This is a genomic window from Acinetobacter towneri (genome assembly GCF_017498585.1).
GTDB classification, from domain to species: Bacteria; Pseudomonadota; Gammaproteobacteria; order Pseudomonadales; family Moraxellaceae; genus Acinetobacter; species Acinetobacter towneri.
Window position 1 is genome coordinate 1153506 of sequence record NZ_CP071766.1, and the last position, 17922, is coordinate 1171427.

The 17922-nt window shown below is 41.2% G+C and carries 15 protein-coding genes and 1 pseudogene; 5 read left to right on the forward strand and 11 right to left on the reverse strand.

Translation table 11 applies throughout. The features are described 5' to 3' along the window. Window positions 1–79: 79 nt before the first annotated feature. The 4 genes from J4G44_RS05505 to J4G44_RS05515 all read right to left on the reverse strand — a co-directional run bounded on the left by J4G44_RS05505 (window position 80) and on the right by J4G44_RS05515 (window position 5409). Window positions 80–571, reverse strand: a complete 492-nt coding sequence (locus tag J4G44_RS05505) for a pyridoxamine 5'-phosphate oxidase family protein (RefSeq protein WP_180051975.1) — start codon at window positions 569–571, stop codon at window positions 80–82. Window positions 572–855: 284 nt separating this feature from the next. Further along, window positions 856–2139: a ribonucleotide-diphosphate reductase subunit beta gene (locus J4G44_RS05510; RefSeq protein WP_207973920.1), complete on the reverse strand. Its 1284-nt coding sequence runs from the start codon at window positions 2137–2139 to the stop codon at window positions 856–858. A 139-nt stretch (window positions 2140–2278) separates the two neighbouring features. Next, window positions 2279–2413: a hypothetical protein gene (locus J4G44_RS13605; protein WP_265087825.1), complete on the reverse strand. Its 135-nt coding sequence runs from the start codon at window positions 2411–2413 to the stop codon at window positions 2279–2281. A gap of 164 nt (window positions 2414–2577) precedes the next feature. Continuing rightward, window positions 2578–5409 carry a ribonucleoside-diphosphate reductase subunit alpha gene (locus J4G44_RS05515; protein ID WP_207973921.1) on the reverse strand — a complete coding sequence of 944 codons (2832 nt, stop codon included), beginning with the start codon at window positions 5407–5409 and terminating at the stop codon, window positions 2578–2580. A gap of 589 nt (window positions 5410–5998) precedes the next feature. Between J4G44_RS05515 and bfmR the strand changes: the two genes are divergently transcribed. Both bfmR and bfmS read left to right on the forward strand, forming a co-directional pair. Further along, the gene (gene bfmR, locus J4G44_RS05520; protein WP_096902057.1) at window positions 5999–6715 is read left to right on the forward strand and encodes a response regulator transcription factor BfmR; all 717 of its coding nucleotides are present in this window, start codon (window positions 5999–6001) and stop codon (window positions 6713–6715) included. Between the two features lie 62 nt (window positions 6716–6777). Further along, window positions 6778–8445 (forward strand): sensor histidine kinase BfmS, encoded by a 1668-nt coding sequence (gene bfmS / locus J4G44_RS05525; RefSeq protein ID WP_131260700.1) that lies wholly within the window; start codon window positions 6778–6780, stop codon window positions 8443–8445. 103 nt (window positions 8446–8548) lie between these two features. Here the strand turns inward: bfmS and putP are convergent, their stop codons facing one another. From putP to J4G44_RS05550, 5 genes are all read right to left on the reverse strand, one after another. Beyond that, window positions 8549–10039 (reverse strand): sodium/proline symporter PutP, encoded by a 1491-nt coding sequence (gene putP, locus J4G44_RS05530; RefSeq protein WP_178319242.1) that lies wholly within the window; start codon window positions 10037–10039, stop codon window positions 8549–8551. Between the two features lie 221 nt (window positions 10040–10260). Further along, window positions 10261–11118, reverse strand: a complete 858-nt coding sequence (locus J4G44_RS05535; protein ID WP_004972306.1) for an SPFH domain-containing protein — start codon at window positions 11116–11118, stop codon at window positions 10261–10263. Between the two features lies 1 nt (window position 11119). After that, window positions 11120–11605, reverse strand: coding sequence for an NfeD family protein (locus tag J4G44_RS05540; RefSeq protein ID WP_131260698.1), 486 nt, complete (start codon window positions 11603–11605; stop codon window positions 11120–11122). 130 nt (window positions 11606–11735) lie between these two features. Then, window positions 11736–12653, reverse strand: a complete 918-nt coding sequence (locus tag J4G44_RS05545) for a patatin-like phospholipase family protein (RefSeq protein WP_096902052.1) — start codon at window positions 12651–12653, stop codon at window positions 11736–11738. A 62-nt stretch (window positions 12654–12715) separates the two neighbouring features. After that, complete coding sequence (locus tag J4G44_RS05550) at window positions 12716–13369, reverse strand: 1-acyl-sn-glycerol-3-phosphate acyltransferase (protein ID WP_004972299.1); 654 nt, start codon at window positions 13367–13369, stop codon at window positions 12716–12718. Between the two features lie 227 nt (window positions 13370–13596). Between J4G44_RS05550 and J4G44_RS05555 the strand changes: the two genes are divergently transcribed. Then, window positions 13597–14880 (forward strand): MFS transporter, encoded by a 1284-nt coding sequence (locus J4G44_RS05555; protein WP_179991154.1) that lies wholly within the window; start codon window positions 13597–13599, stop codon window positions 14878–14880. 272 nt (window positions 14881–15152) lie between these two features. Here the strand turns inward: J4G44_RS05555 and J4G44_RS05560 are convergent, their stop codons facing one another. Further along, window positions 15153–15830: a YetF domain-containing protein gene (locus J4G44_RS05560; protein WP_178866190.1), complete on the reverse strand. Its 678-nt coding sequence runs from the start codon at window positions 15828–15830 to the stop codon at window positions 15153–15155. 142 nt (window positions 15831–15972) lie between these two features. Between J4G44_RS05560 and J4G44_RS05565 the strand changes: the two are divergent. Beyond that, window positions 15973–16254 (forward strand): annotated as a pseudogene (locus J4G44_RS05565) (endonuclease domain-containing protein); the annotation flags it as partial. Window positions 16255–16416: 162 nt separating this feature from the next. Continuing rightward, window positions 16417–16878, forward strand: coding sequence for a hypothetical protein (locus J4G44_RS05570; protein WP_207973922.1), 462 nt, complete (start codon window positions 16417–16419; stop codon window positions 16876–16878). On the opposite strand, the gene J4G44_RS05575 is transcribed toward J4G44_RS05570, so the two are convergent. Next, entirely contained in the window at window positions 16869–17894 is a 1026-nt protein-coding gene (locus J4G44_RS05575) for an IS30-like element ISAba125 family transposase (RefSeq protein WP_005103961.1), read from the reverse strand. The two genes, J4G44_RS05570 and J4G44_RS05575, sit on opposite strands and share 10 nt — an antisense overlap. Window positions 17895–17922 lie beyond the last annotated feature (28 nt).

Below are 17922 nucleotides of genomic sequence, written 5' to 3' on the forward strand. Positions count from 1 at the left end.
TAAAATTGGGTTTTAGGGCGTTGCGTGGCTTTTTAAGTTGCTGTTTTTATGCCAATATGTGGCTATATTGTGACCACTATTATGTTAAATGATCCATCATATTAGGGTAGCTAATCCATCTGTAGCTCTTAATTTTAAACTCTCTGACATTTGTAAAATCAGACCAAATTAATTTACTGCCCTTAGTCCATTTTAGCGATTGGATACGTCGATTAACTTTTAATTTTTCTTCTTGTGTTGCAGGTCTCAAGTCCCCAAGTTCTCCATAGAGCCTTACACCAGGATAAGAACTAAATTGACCTTGAATAAATGAAGATAACCAAAATAGCTTGCTTGAATTTACAGCACTGATGCAAATATTGTTATTTGTTTGGAGATTTTCTGCGAGTAGTTTAGAGAATGAATCGAATAGAAAGCCTGTTCCATCATCATTTAAGAAAACTGTTCCTATTGGGGTGATGTTAGGTATGCCCTCTATAGAAACACTCGCAATATTTACATGCATATTTGCTTTTTGTGCTTTAGAAAAAACATTTTTAACTAGACTCCATTCACTTAAGTCAAGATTCATTTTTATAACCCCTTATTCTATTTATTTTTAACTTACATCTAATTTTTAGTTCATTGATCAATAGAACTAATTTTATATTTTATAGAGTTTTTAAATTTAACATAATACAACTTTAACTCCAAAAGCTGTTGGATATCATCCTTTTTGATTTTTTAAAGTAAATAAAAAATAGAGCCATTAGGCTCTATTTTCTTATTTAGCATCATCTGTCATTCAAGTTTTGCTTTCGAGTGACACGGATGTGTTGCAAATGTCATTGGATGTATCGTTTACCGCGGTAATTATTACCAGCTCAATGCACCGCCAGTCTGGTAATCGGTCACACGCGTTTCAAAGAAGTTCTTCTCTTTACGCAAGTCCATCATCTCAGACATCCATTGGAACGGGTTGTTTACGCCAACAAACTGTTCAGGTAAACCGAGCTGACTTAAACGGCGGTTACAGATGAATTTCAAGTATTCTTCCATCATACCTGCGTTCATGCCCAATACACCACGTGGCATAGTGTCACGCGCATATTCAATTTCAAGCATCGTGCCTTCAAGAATCATTTGAATCACTTCTTGCTGGAATTCTGCAGTCCATAAGTGCGGGTTCTCAATCTTGATTTGGTTAATCATGTCGATACCAAAGTTCAAGTGCATAGATTCATCGCGTAAAATGTATTGGAATTGCTCTGCAACACCGTTCATTTTGTTACGACGACCCATCGACAAGATTTGGCTGAAACCGCAGTAGAAGAAAATACCTTCAAGTACACAATAGAATGCGATTAAGTTGCGTAGCAAAATTTGGTCGTTTTCAGGTGTACCTGTTTTGAAAGTAGGATCACTTAAAGATTGCGTGTACTTCAAGCCCCATGCTGCTTTACGCGCAACCGATGGTACTTCGCGGTACATATTGAAGACTTCACCTTCATCCATACCTAAAGATTCGATGCAGTACTGGTAAGCGTGAGTGTGAATCGCTTCTTCAAAGGCTTGACGCAAAATGTACTGGCGGCATTCTGGGTTGGTAATGTGGCGATAAATTGCCAATACCAAGTTGTTAGCAACCAATGAGTCTGCGGTAGAGAAGAAACCAAGTGAACGCATTACAATGGTGCGCTCATCTTCAGTTAAACCATTTTCAGACTTCCACAATGCGATGTCGTGGTTCATGTTGACTTCTTGCGGCATCCAGTGGTTTGCACAACCATCTAGATATTTTTGCCATGCCCATTCGTATTTGAACGGTACAAGCTGGTTTAAGTCTGCACGACAGTTGATCATGGCTTTATCATCAACCTGTACGCGAGATGCACCCATTTCTAGTTCTTCAAGACCAGGTGCAACGTCCAATTGATCTAGAGCGTTAGATGCTCTTGCCAACGGATCGGTTGAATCTGTTGCTCCACTTCTAGGGGCTGCAGCGGGTTGTGCAGTTGCCACAGGCGTCTGTGGTTGCTCTGCATCAGATACCATCTGCGGATCATGCGCTTTTTGCGGCTCGACGGGCGCAGGCTTGTGTTCAGGAGCAGCCGGTTTTTGCGAATCATCTTCGAAATCGTCCCAACTTAGGATAGACATATCAATTCTCTCTTCGTTGCTTTATATCTTTTATGGACATCCAGCCACGCTGAGATGTCTTACTATACGCTTAATTTGTGAAAGCAAAATTAAGTTTTGCTCATCTTGGTCTGAAAAATGTACGTTCTGATCAAGCTGTTCACGACTTATTTTGCTTTCGCTGTTGTTTCACCGCTTGCACCCAAAAGTAAGCAATCGGTGCGTAAAACAATACAACAAAGGAAATCAGCAAGACCGCAAGTCCTAACATATAGTTGTGGGTCATGTGTGGCATGGTAGTTTCCCTAGATATTATTTTAAATGGAATCTTCTATGGCTTTGAGCAATCTTAATTCAAAGATTGCTCAAATAAATTTGTTTAAGCTTTAACCGCTAACACAAGAACTGTAAAAGTGATCATAAAAGCTATTAACAAAACCATAGAAGTATTATTTTCCATTATTGACACGCCTCACAATCAGGGTTGTCAATGCTGCATGCTTGTGGCACTGGCGCTGCATTTGCAAAGCCGTCTTCCTCTGCAGGAACTTCAGGTTTAATTTCCTGCGCTACCGCTGCAGCAGGTGCTGCCGTAACAGTTGCAGGTTTTACTGCATTCAATGCACCCGTGTTAATGGTCGATTTCTCTGCAGATGTTGCACCCAATGCACGTAGGTAATAGGTGGTTTTCAGACCACGTAACCATGCCATTTTGTAAGTCAGGTCAAGTTTCTTACCGTTTGCACCTGCAATATACAAGTTCAACGATTGCGCCTGATCAATCCATTTTTGACGACGTGATGCTGCATCTACAATCCAGCGTGGCTCAACTTCAAACGCAGTCGCAAAAATCGCTTTCAATTCTTCAGGAATACGTGAAATTTTTTGTACTGAACCTTCAAAGTGTTTCAGGTCATTGACCATTACAGAATCCCACAAATCACGCGCTTTCAATGCACGAACGAGGTAAGGGTTGATTACTGTAAATTCACCAGACAAGTTCGACTTCACATATAAGTTCTGGAATGTCGGCTCAATAGACTGAGAAACGCCACAAATATTTGAAATGGTTGCAGTCGGTGCAATCGCCATCACATTTGAGTTACGCATACCGTCTTTTTGAACTTTGGCACGTAAGCTGTCCCAATCTAAACGCTGTGTACGATCTACTTCAAACATACGTTCTGGACGTGATTTCGCCACAATGTCTAAAGAGTCAATTGGTAAGATGCCTTGATCCCACAATGAACCTTTAAATGTTTCGTAAGTACCACGCTCAACCGCCAAATCGCTAGACGTTTGAATCGCGTAGTAGCTGATCACTTCCATAGATTCATCGGCAAATTCAACTGCAGCATCTGAACCATAAGCCAAGTTCATCTCATAAAGCGCATCTTGGAAGCCCATGATGCCCATACCTACAGGACGATGTTTCAAATTTGAATTGCGTGCTTGTGGTACAGCGTAGTAGTTGATGTCGATGACGTTGTCGAGCATACGTACTGCAGTTTTAATAGTACGTGCCAATTTCTCACGGTCTAACACACCACCTTGAACGTGTTGTACAAGGTTGATAGAACCCAAGTTACATACCGCGATTTCATCTTGGTTCGTATTTAGGGTAATTTCAGTACACAAGTTAGATGAGTGCACGACACCAACGTGTTGTTGCGGTGAACGTAAGTTACATACGTCTTTGAATGTGATCCACGGGTGACCTGTTTCAAACAACATTGACAACATTTTGCGCCATAAGTCCTTCGCACGAAGTTTCTTATGTAGCATGTTGGTTTCTTTGGCAATGCTTTCGTAGTACGCATAACGCTCAGCAAAAGCTTCGCCCGTCAAGTCGTGCAAGTCTGGTGTTTCAGATGGCGTAAACAATGTCCATTCTGCATCTTCAAAGACACGTTGCATGAACAAGTCAGGTACCCAGTTGGCTGTGTTCATATCATGGGTACGACGACGGTCATCCCCTGTGTTTTTACGCAGCTCTAGGAATTCTTCGATGTCTAAGTGCCAAGTTTCTAAGTACGCACATACCGCACCTTTACGCTTACCACCTTGGTTGACCGCAACAGCTGTATCGTTAGCAACTTTAAGGAACGGAACAACACCTTGAGATTTACCGTTTGTTCCTTTGATGTATGAGTTCAAAGCACGTACTGGCGTCCAGTCATTGCCTAAACCACCTGCCCATTTAGACAGCATTGCGTTGTCACGCATTGCACCATAAATGTTGTAAAGGTCATCGGAAATTGTAGTTAAGTAACAGCTTGATAACTGTGGGCGTAGCGTACCTGAGTTAAACAGGGTAGGCGTAGATGCCATGTAGTCGAAGCTAGACAATAAGTTATAGAACTCGATTGCACGTGCTTCACGGTCATCTTCATTGAGCGCCAGACCCATTGACACACGCATAAAGAACAATTGTGGAAGTTCAAAGCGTACGCCATCTGAGTGAATGAAATAACGGTCAAATAAAGTTTGCAGACCTAAATAGGTAAACTGGTTTGAGCGCTCAGGTTGAATCGCTGCAGCAAGTTTGGCAAGGTCAAACTCAAGTAAGTCTGCAGAAAGCAAATCAAGCTCAACACCTTTTTTCAGGAAAGTTTCTAATGCTTCGCCTTCAGGTGTATCTGTTGCTAAACCTAAAAACTCTAAACCTGTTGCCACCAAGTCATTACGCAATAAACGCGCAGTCACATAAGTATAGTTCGGCTCTTGCTCAATACGGGTACGGGTCGCCATCATCATGGTGGTTGAGATGTCAGACTCTTTTACACCGTTGTAGAGGTTTTTCACGGTTTCATCAATGATGGCATCTACATCAATGCCTTCTAAACCTTCTGCCGCTTTATTCACGGTTGCTTTTAAAGCACCTAAATCTAGTGGTTTAAGCTGACCGTTTGCGTCGGTCACTTGTAACGTCGGGTGATGGTTTTCACCTGCTTGCTTACGCGCTTCTGAGCGTTGTTCACGGTAGATGACATAAGCACGAGCAACTTTTTGCTCGCCTGTACGCATGAGCGCAAGTTCAACTTGGTCTTGAATTTCTTCAATGTGAATGGTTCCGCCAGACGGTAAACGGCGGTTGAATGTGTTCAACACCATTTCAGTCAGTTGTTCGATCCGATCATGAATGCGGCTTGAATCGGCGCTTTGTTGACCTTCTACAGCCAAAAACGCTTTGCCAATTGCAACTGCAATTTTTTCAGCATCAAAAGCGGCAACATCACCAGTGCGTTTAATCACTTGTAATTGACCAGGGGTTGAGGTGATTACGCTCATGTCAGCATAGCTCCATTGTCATCTATTGTTATGTTTATGGACCATTAAACTGGGCAAAACTTAGGCCGCAGTGATTGAGGGATAAACACAAGACTTAGTGGTTTAAAATTGAATTGAACACAAGATACGGGAAAATTGAGGGTAGATCAATATTGACTTTTTCTTTTAAATTTTGACTATTTTAGGATTCAAATTTATCTCAAAAATACCGAATTTTGTCCTTTCGGCTATAAGCCTTATCAGACAAGGGCATAGCATAGCAAAGCTCGGAAAAACTGCTTATAGATAACCTTGTGGATAACTTGAAAAGTTAGGAGATAATTTTTCCAAAGGCGGCAAAGGCTTGATCTAGTGCAAAAAATACCCATTTTGTAACTTTATATTTCTTAAATATGTTTAAAAATCACCAAAACTAGAAAAGTGCTATAAATTCAATGCTTAATAAAAATATAACAAAATAATACGCAGATGTATCAGTTTGGTGAACAGTATCTTGTTTACAATGTAAACGTGTGTATATTGCAAATTATATCAAGACCTATCTCTCAGATTTTAAAAGGATAGGTCGAATCCAATAAAGGGACAGGTTATGAGTCAAGAAGAAAAGTTACCAAAAATTTTAATTGTTGAAGATGATGAACGCCTTGCACGACTTACGCAGGAATACTTAATTCGCAATGGTTTGGAAGTTGGGGTAGAACCAGATGGCAACCGTGCGATTCGCCGTATTATTGCCGAGCAACCTGATCTTGTGGTGCTCGATGTGATGTTACCAGGTGCCGATGGTTTAACCATTTGTCGTGAAGTTCGTCCACATTATCATCAACCAATTTTAATGCTGACTGCGCGTACTGAAGATATGGATCAGGTGCTAGGTCTGGAAATGGGTGCAGATGACTATGTTGCAAAACCTGTGCAGCCGCGTGTGTTGTTGGCGCGTATTCGTGCTTTATTGCGCCGTACCGACAAAGTGACTGAAGATGAAGTGGCACAGCGCATTGAATTTGATGATTTAGTGATTGATAACGGTGGTCGTTCTGTAACTTTAAATGGTGAATTGGTTGATTTCACCAGCGCAGAATATGACTTGTTATGGTTATTGGCTTCAAATGCAGGGCGTATTTTATCTCGTGAAGATATTTTTGAGCGTCTACGCGGCATTGAATATGATGGTCAAGACCGTTCAATTGACGTGCGTATTTCACGTATTCGTCCAAAAATTGGCGATGATCCTGAAAATCCAAAACGTATTAAAACTGTGCGCAGTAAAGGTTATTTGTTCGTTAAAGAAACCAACGGCATGTAATACGCTTTTTTCTGAGTCAAATACTGGCTCACATATAAAATAAGTCACATAGGACGGATTTTGTGCTTAAACACAGTATATTCTTGCGCATATATGCAGGATTGGTGATCTTAGTTGCAGTAGTTGCCATTTTGGCGTACTTATTGGTGCAAATCATCAACTATCAACGTGCGCAAGAATATCGTGAGTCTTTAACTGATGGTATGGCTTATATTATTAGTGAAGGGATTGCACGACAGCAAAACGAACAGCAAAAGAAAGACTGGATTTCTGATGCATCCGATTTGCTGGAATTGCCCATCTACTATGTGCAGGCAGACAAAGTAGATTTGTCGCGCGCAGAGCTTAGACGGATTAAAGAACGTAAAGCGGCTGTGCGCTATAATGCCGAAAATATGATTGCCTATATTATTTTGGGTATGAAAGATGATCCAAATCATTATTTATATATCAAGGCAGATAAAATTACAGAACGGCAAATGAAAGCTTTGCCGATTTTTGTTTTAGATTATTTGGTGTATTACCCGGGTCAGGAAAAAGAATATCTAGCCAAAATTCAGCAGCACTTTTCTTATCCGGTCAATATTAAAAATATTCAGGAACTGCCACTCGATTCTGAACAGATTGGGCGTTTAAGACTCGATCACAGCATTATTTTATATCGTGACAATGCCACCGTGCGTGGTACAACCATCTCGATTGTGTCACCGATGCCAAATTCACCCTCAGAAGTCTTGGTTTTAGGGCCTGTGCCGTTATTTAACTGGATGCCATTCCAGTTGGCAGCAGGCATTACCTTGCTCAGTATGTTTATGTTGAGCTTGGGGGTTTATGGTTTGATCTTGCCTATGCAACGTAAGATCCGCCAAGTGAACTATGCCTTAAACCGCACCAAATCGGGTGATTTAAACATGCGTTTGCCTGTAGATGGCACAGATGAAATGGCAAGTTTGGCATCTAGCTATAACAGCATGTCTGACCATATTCAGCGTTTGATTGAAGCGCAGCGTGAACTGATGCGCGCTGTATCGCATGAGCTGCGCACGCCTGTGGCACGTATTCGTTTTGGTATGGAAATGCTGGCAGAAGAAGATGATTACGAATATCGCTTACAGCAAGTCGAAATGATTGATAAAGATATTGAGGCTTTAAACACCTTGATTGATGAGATCATGACCTATGCCAAACTTGAACAGGGCATGCCATCTTTAGAAATTGAAAAGATCGTTTTGGTTGAAGTGCTAGAGCAGGTGGCTACGGAAACAGAAGCATTGAAAACCCAAAAAGATATTCAGTTGCTTGCACCACCTGTGACTTTGGAAGTGGAAGCTGAACGCCGTTACTTGCACCGTGTGGTACAGAACTTGGTGGGCAATGCAGTCCGTTACTGTGACCATAAAGTCTTGATCAGTGGCGGTATTAACGAACAAGGCATGGCCTATGTTTGTGTGGAAGATGATGGGCCGGGGATTCCCGAACAAGACCGAGAACGTGTATTTGAAGCCTTTGCTCGTTTAGATGACAGCCGCACCCGTGCTTCAGGTGGTTATGGTTTAGGTTTGTCTATTGTAAGCCGCATTGCTTATTGGTTTGGTGGAAAAATTGAAGTCGATCAGAGTCCGAACTTGGGTGGTGCACGTTTTATGATGGTTTGGCCTGCCAAACGGTTTAGTAAGGCAAGAAAAAAAGCCGCAGCAGAGAAAGAAAAAACCACCGATTCATTGACTTGAATTGAGTGCACCAAAACTAATTTTAGACATAAAAAACCAGTGCAATTCAAGGCACTGGTTTTTTTTAATTGCTTTTTTATCTCTATGCAGATCAATCTACAGCTTAGTGCGATTCTTTATATTGCTGATCGGCCTGTTCAAAACGGTCTGTCACTTCATGACTTGGCGCTTTACCCAATAAACTCACTACGACAATCGCAATCCAAGAACACACAAAGCCCGGAATAATTTCATAAATACCTGTATCTGCCCAAAGGTTTTTCCAAAGAATGACCATAAGTGCGCCGACAACCATCCCCGCCAATGCACCATTTAAAGTCATGCGTTTCCAGAACAAAGACAAAATGATTAGTGGACCAAATGCTGCACCGAAGCCTGCCCAAGCATAAGAAACCAATCCCAAGACTTTGGATTCAGGATTACCCGCCATCCAAATAGCAAGCAGCGCAATCATGAGTACCATGCCGCGTCCGACCCACACCAATTCATTTTGTGAGGCATTTTTGCGTAAGAATGATTTGTAAAAATCTTCAGTTAAAGTACTTGAGCAGACCAAAAGTTGACAGCTTAGGGTACTCATCACGGCAGCTAAAATTGCAGCCAATACCACACCTGCCACCCACGGATTAAACAGGATTTTGGTCAGTTCCATAAATACTGTTTCAGGGTTGGCATTGACCACACCTGCCAGTTCAGGATGTTGCTGGAAGTAGGCAATACCAAAAAAGCCCGCAGCCACCGCACCGCCTAAACATAGTGTCATCCATGTCATGCCAATACGACGTGCATTCGGAATAGACTTGACTGAATCAACCGCCATAAAACGCACTAAAATATGCGGCTGTCCAAAATAGCCTAAGCCCCATGCCATGAGGGAAATGATCGCGACCCAGCTTAAATCACTGACTAAATTCAGCGCCTGCGGACGAGCCGCTTCTAAAGCAAGTGTGACTTGGCTTAGGTCAGAAAAGCTGAGTAGGGTAATGATAGGGGTCAGCAAGAGCGCAAAAATCATCAAGCCAGCCTGAATGGTGTCCGTCCAGCTGACTGCCAAGAAACCACCAATAAACACATAGCTGATGGTGGCAATAGCACTAATCCACAATGCAGTGCTATAAGGCAGATCAAACATACTTTCAAATAAACGCGCACCTGCAACCATGCCCGAAGCACAATAAATCGCAAAGAAAATTAGAATTACGCAGGCAGATACAATCCTTAAAATTTTTCTTTGATCATTAAAACGGTTAGAAAAATAATCAGGCAAAGTCAGTGCATTGTGCTGTACTTCGGTGTGTACTCGTAAACGACCTGCCACCAAAAGCCAGTTTAGCCATGCGCCAATAATCAGACCAACGGCAATCCACATTTCAGACAAACCTGAAAGATAAATGGCACCGGGCAAGCCCATCAGCAACCAACCACTCATATCGGATGCGCCTGCAGAAAGTGCGGTGACAAAACTGCCAAGACGACGACCACCTAAAATGTAGTCCGAGAAATTTCGAGTCGCGCGATAAGCCAATAAACCAATGACAATCATGGCGACAATATAAAACAGGAAAGTAATAATGGTGGGGTTGAGTGCGCTCATACAGTATCCATTTGGGTTTTGGACAGTCGATTAAAATACAGACCGCTGCTAGATGTGAGTCACTCAATTTGGTGAGTGCAGAGATCTCATCTGCGGTGCAGATTTCATCAAGAAACGCGAAATTTAACCATACATTAAAAAATATTTCAGATTTTTTTCTGAATGGGCATAAAATAGGCAGCTTGAAAGCTGCCTATCATCTTGATGTTTATCTGATTTGCTTATGGATTATTGCGACCCATAACACCACGAATGGTATTCAGGACATCTGCAGGTAAGACCACAGTTTTGGCATTGTTGGATTTCGCCATATCTTGCATGGCTTTTACATATTGCTCACCCAATAAGTACGCCACAGGAATTTCTTTATCACCTACCGCAGAGCTGACCATTTCAATGGCACGTTGAGAAGATTCTGCCAATACAACTTGCGCTTCTGCATCACGACGTGAAGCTTCCAAACGACCATCGGCTTCTAAAATAGCCGCTTGTTTTTCACCATCGGCTTTGGTTACGGTAGCACGACGCTGACGTTCTGCTGCAGCTTGTTCTTCCATAGCTGCCTGCATGGTATGCGATGGTTTAATATCCTGAATTTCTACAGTTTTAAGGGTAATTCCCCAGTCTGAAATATCATCAGAAATGGCTGCTTTGAGTTTGGCTTTGATGTGATCGCGCGAAGACAAGGCATCATCCAAATCCATTTCACCCACAATAGAACGCAATGAGGTTTGAACAAGGTTTTGAATCGCCCAAGTATAGTTTTCAATGCCATACACTGCTTTTTCAGGAGTCGTGAGATTAATGTACGCTACCGCATTCATGAGCAGAACTGCGTTGTCACGGGTAATGACTTCCTGAGATGGAATATCTAATACAATATCTTTGGTGGTGACTTTATAGGCCACTTCATCGACATAAGGAATGACGAAGTTAAGTCCCGGTGCAAGTGTGGTGTGGTATTTACCCAGACGTTGCACAATCCACTTATAACCTTGCGGAACAATTCGCACGCCTTTAAAAATGGTAATTCCAACAAAGGCTAAAATCGCTAAAACAATAATAGATCCACCAGACATTTTAATTTCTCACTTTTTCGTTGTCATGTGCGCTGTGATGCGGCTGCACCACCAAATCATTACCCAAAATATCAATCACGCGAATACGATCTCCCACTTGCACAGGGCTTGCGGTGCGGCAGTTCCATTCGTCTGAACCAAGTACGGGCATCGGGAAACGGACTTTAATTTGATCATGTTCTAAGTTGGTTTGAATGACCATGCCAATTTGTCCAATAGTGGCTTCGCGTGACAAGCCTGCTTTGGTTTTATCGGTAGATAAGGGTTTGATAAATTTAAACCACGCCAAGGTACACAGTACCGACAAGATAATCCACATCACCAATTGGGTAGTGGTACCCATCATGGGGAACATCCAGTATAAAATACCGACCATGACTGCCCCAATGCCAAACCATAAAGCGGCAAACGCAGGCAAGACCAGCTCTGAAAGCATTAACAGAACGCCTAGTACAAACCAGTGCCAAGGTTCAAGAACGAATTCCATACATCTACTCGCGTATTTTTTACGATTGGTTAATTCTAATTGCTTAGAGAAACGCATCGACTTAAAAAGATGCGCTCTCATCACTTTAACAGATCAATAAGTTTATGAATATTAAAAAAATCACTGAATCCTAAAATTTCGGACGCGGTGCAGGTTTCAGCGCGGCAGGTGATTTTTTAAAGTTATTGATGGCTTGCAGAATTGCTTTGACCTGTAATTGTGCGGCTTTTTCACCTTCTAAAATGGTTTGGTTACTGGCTTTTAAATCTAGAGTACCAATATGTCCAACTTTAGGTTGAATCACGATATTGGCCTGCGCCAATTCCTGATTGATGCTTTGCTGCCCCATAATATTGAGGGTTTGATCGAGTAAGCCCCACATGCTGACAGGTTGATTGCCTGTCGGACGTGCAGAAATATCCACTGCAATGACTAAGTCGGCACCCATCGCTTTAGCCGTCTGTACGGGAATTGGGCTGACCAAGCCGCCATCCACATATTGTGTTCCGCCAATGGTGGCAGGTACAAAAACATTCGGAATACTGCAAGAGGCACGTACGGCTTGACCAGCATTGCCTTTAATAAAGTCGGCTTTACGCCCATTATCTAAACGTGTGGCAACGGCAGCAAAACGAATTGGAAATTTTTCAATCGGTTTATTGGCTACGTGTTGATTGACAAAGTCTTGTAACTTTTGACCTGCAATAAAACCCTGACGGTTTAAGGTTAAATCACGAATGTCGGATTCTTTAAAGGTTAGGGCAATATGTTGGAGCTGATAAGGACTTTTACCACTGGCGTATAAACTGCCGACAAAGCTGCCTGCACTGGTGCCTGTGACAATTTTTGGTTTAATCCCGTGAGACTCTAAAACTTTAATGACGCCAATATGTGCAAAACCTTTAGCACCACCGCCACCCAGCGCCAGTGCAATTACAGGTTCACGTGCTTGGATAGGTGTGGTGCTTGGCGGTGTTTTTGTTGTTTTGTCGCAGCCAGCCAAAGTTAGAGCTAGTACGCCCACTAAAGAATAACGAATCAGTTGCATATCAAATCTAAATTTAGATCAAAGAATATTGCGCCCATCTGAACAAAAAATAGAAACTTTGACTAGCCCTTTTTCAAAAGCTTTTGTAACGGTTTTGCCAACCAATGTGGATTTTTAGCCGAAAACTTGCCGTGATATTGCGTATAAATTGCATCTAAATCTTGAGCATAATCGCCCGTAGGATGAAACACGCCCAAAATATGAATGGTTTTGTGTGCATAATCAAAAGAGAACATCACAATTGGGATATTGGCGCCGTAGGCAATATGGTAAAAGCCACTGCGGATATTTTCGGCTTGTTTACGTGTGCCTTCGGGCGCCATACCAATCCAGATTTTTTCTTTTTTTCGTACAATCTCAATAATATCTTGGGTATGTCCTTGAGGAGAATGGCGCACCACAGGAATTACCCCAATCCAGTTTAAAAGTGGCTTGAGTGGGGTTTCAAATAAAGTATGCTTACCAAAAATAGTAATTTGAATACCTAAACCGAGTAGGGCGGTAAAACCATGCCACGCATCAATATTTGACGTATGCGGTGAGATAATAGCAACTGCTTTGGGCAAGTTGGGAAATTCGCCCACCATTTGCCAGCCTTGCGCCAAAAAAATATTTTTAAATAAAGCACGACTGCTGGCTGTTCCACGTTGTGGAACTTGGTCGGGTAACTGTGGAAATTGCCGTGCACTGCGTGCAAAAGGATTGGTGATTTTCATGAATGCGATGTCATCCTGACGTGCGTGATTAACAACAATAAATACCCAATATCATGACGCATGAATCTAAATCTATTCAAGATATTAGACTTTCGCTTTGTCTGATTCATTGGCAAAATAGTCGAAATCTGAATGTGAAAGTGATGAAAAATAACAATCCATTATTCAAAATTTTAGTGTAGTACTGTGTTTTTTTGATCTTTTGCCCATATCTAAATTGAGATGCTATGCCCAATTTGCGCCAAACTTATTTGTTGTTATTTTCTCTGTATTGGGCGCAGGGCTTGCCTGTTGGTTTTATGACCCATGCCTTGCCTGTGATTTTACGTGCGCAAGGTGTGTCTTTGGCACATATTGGCGGTTTCGGTTTGTTAATGCTGCCATGGTCAATCAAAGTGTTTTGGGCACCTTTGGTGGATCGCTTTGGACATTCATATTTTGGGCATTATCGTAGCTGGATTTTGCCGTGCCAGTGGCTGAGTGTTTTGGTGCTGATTGGGCTGTCCTTTTTACCGATTGAGTCCTTAAATCATCCTATATATTTGTGGGTGTTTTTTGTGGCTTTGCTCGGTATGAACTTGGTCGGTGCAACCCAAGATATTGCCACCGATGGTTTGGCGGTCAATATTTTACAAGCCAAACAGCAACATTGGGGTAATACCTTTCAGGTGGTTGGTTCACGACTGGGCTTTATTGTGGGTGGTGGTGCAATTCTGTGGGCATTGGATTGGCTAGATTGGCAAAAAACTTTCTTAATTTTAGCGGGATTGGTGTTTTTAAATACCTTGCCAATTTTAATGTTTAAAGAGCCACAACATGCTGCTAAACAAGTGCTTGTTCAAGCTCAAAGTAAAATGTCATTTCACGCACGTCTTGCTGCGATTCGTGAATATCTGCGCTATTTTGTGGAAACGCCTGTACTGTACGCATGGCTATGGGTGTTACTCAGCTTTAAAATTGCCGATGGTTTGGCTGGCCCTTTATTAAAACCTTTAATGGTAGATTTAGGCTTAAGCTTTTCTCAAATTGGCATTTATGTGACCATGTTGGGAGCAATGGCCGCTTTGTTGGGTGCAGGCATCGCAGGGTTGATGCTGAAATGGTGGTCTAGAGCGCATGCCCTCATCATTTTTTCTGTGCTTAAAATTTTGAGTTTAGTGGCCTATGCTTATTTGGCTGAATTGTATGAACAGCAAGTTGATGTTGCACACTGGCTGATTTATAGCATTAATGCTGCAGAAGATTTGTGCTCTGCCATGTTACTTGTGGTGATGCTGACCTTGATTATGCAGTACAGCCGTAAACAATACGCAGGGACCGACTTTACATTTCAGGTTGCGATTATGGCGACTGTGAGCGGGGTACTCTATACCCTGAGTGGAATGTTGGGCGATGCTTTAGGCTATGCGAATTACTTGCTGTTGATTTGTGTTGTTGCGATTTTATGCCTTGTCACGATCTGGAAATGGGCAAAGCTTGCGAAAAGCGCTCACTCATCCACGCTCGAATAAGAAGATAGATCATCAAGACAGAATGACAGGCTTAAACCACTTTAAAAAATTCATTGAGTGGAAAAAATAAAAGCGACCTTTAAAGAGTCGCTGGAGTATAAAAGGTATCCACATTGAAGTAGATACCGATCTCGTTTTTGTGATTTTCAAAAATTATTATTTGCGCTTTCAGTGCTTCACTTCGGCAGCGCAGGCAGTATAACTTTAAATTATGACAATCCTGCGACAGTTTAAGTCGCATAGAGATGTGTTGCAGGTAAAATCAGCATATTCTAGCTGCGGTATGGGGTATTGATTGCCTGTGTCCATTGTTGGTGATTACAACGCGGGCAGACTTCATTGGCATGTTTAAGTAAACGGACATGCCCGCAATACATGCAGGCATAATAAGTGTGTGGAACTATGCGGTACGCGAGTTGGCAAGCTTTAGGAAATAAGGGTAAACCATAGCGTGTGGCATCGCCATGAAAAAACAACATGCTGAATTTTCCATCACTTTCTAGTAAGCCAACACGTACTTGCCCTAAATGCTCCACGCCTTGTTGGCGCATTTCGGCAAAGAATTCATCATGCGACATTTTACCGTACTTAATTTTTTCTAAGACCAATTCACCATCTTCTACAATATATAGCGATTTACCTTCAATCAAATCTTCAAAGGGTTGGTATTTCATCATGAGCCATGTGGTCAGGCGATACATCCCAATCACCACTGTCATCACCACCAAGGCATGTACCAAGGGTAAATCTTCAGTGAACATAGGGTCGCCCGCAATAGAACCGAGCGATAAAATAATGGCCAATTCAAAAATAGAAAGCTGGCGTACTCCGCGTTTTCCTGTGAGGCGTAAAAATAGAATAATCATGCCAAACATGAGTGCAGCACGAATCATTAATTCTGCAACAAATGTCCATGTGGTGTCGTGAATGAAGATGGTGAACCAATCCATAGATTGTCTATTTTGTTATTTTGATGCTTGATACTATGATTAAATTGAGTGGGTGAAATAGTGGTTTTGAGTAAAGAACTGCAATTACTTGAGTGGTTTAGAAAAATAAATTTTTGTCTAAAAACTACAATTAAAAAAAATAATGAATCAGAAGATGAATTCACAACTATTACAATTTGCCAAACCTATGCGTCATGCTACTAGAGATGCAGAAAATTTGCTGTGGCAACTACTTCGTGCCAAGCGTTTTATGAATCTTAAATTTCGTCGTCAGCATGTGATTAAACCTTATATTGTGGATTTTTACTGTTATGAAATTGGCTTAGTGATTGAGTTAGATGGCAGTCAGCATGGAATGGATGATGCTCTAGAATATGATACTGAACGGACTAAGTTTTTAGAGGCTTTGGGTCTGAGCATGGTTGTGATCTTGAAACTAATAGAATATTAAGCAGATTGATGATCTTGTGATACAAATTGAGATTCTAGACTAAAGTATGATTTTATATAAAAGGTTTGCTTGTGAAGTAAATAGTAATTTTCCATAAAAAGTATAATAATTGAAAGTTGTTGTGGGGGAATAAAAATGGAATATAAGTTAGATGGTAATTGGAAAGCAGGATGGGCACTTGATTTACATACTATATCTAGTGTGAAAAATGCTAATGGTGGTTTTGATAATACTTATACAGATATTGGCTATGCCTTAAACCAGTTAAAGTACCATCATTCTACAGAACAACTGAATTACTTAGGTAATAGATTAGTGACATTTATGAAAACACGTATGGTAACACCATATTTAGATGTCATTATACCTGTGCCACCATCTAATCAAAGAGATATTCAACCTGTTTATGAAATAGCATCTCTATTAGCTCAAGGCATTAATAAGAAAATAGATTTTAATTTTTTATTAAAGAATCGGAGTACACCACAACTAAAAGCCATGCATGATCCACAAGAAAGACAAAGGGCCTTATCAGGGGTATTTTCATTGAGAAATCCTGCCTTATATAAAGGTAAAAAAGGGCGAATTCAAACATGAGGTGCGACAGTTTCAAAAGCCTTATGATAATCAACAAGCTGAGCAAATTTCTCTAATGGTGTAAGCCAATCTAACGCTTTTCTAGGGCGAGTATTCAGTGACATGGCAACTTGATTTAAATAATGCTGATCTGCCTGGTTTAAATCAATCCCTTTAGGTAAATACTGCCTAATTAAACCATTCATATTTTCGCATGTGCCTTTCTGCCATGGCGAATGTGGGTCACAGAAATATACATCTATGCCTAAATCTTCTTCGAGAATTTTATGTTCTGACATCTCACGTCCACGGTCATAGGTCAATGTTTTACGCAGTTCTGCGGGTAAATATTTCAGAGCTTCAGTTAAAGCCTTGCGCACTGATTCTGCCTTTGCATCAGGTAATGTTGCCAAGATACAGAGCCGTGTATTTCGTTCAATAAGTGTTGCTATCGAACTTTTATTGTCTTTACCTTTAATTAAATCGGCTTCCCAATGACCCGGTATTTTTCTTTCTTGAACTTCGGCTGGGCGCTCATGAATAGTTTTAATATCCTGTAATATAGAATCTTTTTTAGGTTCACCGTTAGCTTTTCGCTTTTTATTTTCATGACGCAGACAGGATAGTAAGTCTTTTTTCAGCTCACCCTTTGGTAATGCTCGTATAGTTGAATAAATCGTTGTATGGCTTACATTCATTGTTTGATCCAAATCAGGAAATCTCTTTAAACGCTTTGCTATTTGCTGAGGAGACCATAAACAACGGATCGCTTCAACAATAAATTTCCAGAGGATTGAATCGATTTTGAGTTTTCTATGACCACGTCTACGTCTAGCGAAGGTGTTATCAGAAGCATATTGAGCTTGATAAACGTCATTGATGCTATTTCTTTTAAGTTCACGATAGATCGTACTAGGATGTCTTTTAATAAGTTCAGCAAATTTTCTGGGTGAAAAGCCTTCTTTTCTTGACTCAAGCATTAATGCAGTACGATCTTCAAAGTTAAGATGATGGTATGACAATTTTATATACTCCATAAACCCTTTAAATTAATTAGGTGGTTTA

Coding starts and splice junctions, on each gene's coding strand:
- J4G44_RS05550 (WP_004972299.1), bottom strand. CDS start 13,369: ATGAAAATCACCAATCCTTTTGCACGCAGTGCACGGCAATTTCCACAG.
- J4G44_RS13605 (WP_265087825.1), bottom strand. CDS start 2,413: ATGCCACACATGACCCACAACTATATGTTAGGACTTGCGGTCTTGCTG.
- putP (WP_178319242.1), bottom strand. CDS start 10,039: ATGAGCGCACTCAACCCCACCATTATTACTTTCCTGTTTTATATTGTC.
- J4G44_RS05555 (WP_179991154.1), top strand. CDS start 13,597: ATGCCCAATTTGCGCCAAACTTATTTGTTGTTATTTTCTCTGTATTGG.
- J4G44_RS05570 (WP_207973922.1), top strand. CDS start 16,417: ATGGAATATAAGTTAGATGGTAATTGGAAAGCAGGATGGGCACTTGAT.
- J4G44_RS05575 (WP_005103961.1), bottom strand. CDS start 17,894: ATGGAGTATATAAAATTGTCATACCATCATCTTAACTTTGAAGATCGT.
- J4G44_RS05540 (WP_131260698.1), bottom strand. CDS start 11,605: ATGGAATTCGTTCTTGAACCTTGGCACTGGTTTGTACTAGGCGTTCTG.
- J4G44_RS05545 (WP_096902052.1), bottom strand. CDS start 12,653: ATGCAACTGATTCGTTATTCTTTAGTGGGCGTACTAGCTCTAACTTTG.
- J4G44_RS05510 (WP_207973920.1), bottom strand. CDS start 2,139: ATGTCTATCCTAAGTTGGGACGATTTCGAAGATGATTCGCAAAAACCG.
- J4G44_RS05535 (WP_004972306.1), bottom strand. CDS start 11,118: ATGTCTGGTGGATCTATTATTGTTTTAGCGATTTTAGCCTTTGTTGGA.
- bfmR (WP_096902057.1), top strand. CDS start 5,999: ATGAGTCAAGAAGAAAAGTTACCAAAAATTTTAATTGTTGAAGATGAT.
- J4G44_RS05505 (WP_180051975.1), bottom strand. CDS start 571: ATGAATCTTGACTTAAGTGAATGGAGTCTAGTTAAAAATGTTTTTTCT.
- J4G44_RS05515 (WP_207973921.1), bottom strand. CDS start 5,409: ATGAGCGTAATCACCTCAACCCCTGGTCAATTACAAGTGATTAAACGC.
- J4G44_RS05560 (WP_178866190.1), bottom strand. CDS start 15,830: ATGGATTGGTTCACCATCTTCATTCACGACACCACATGGACATTTGTT.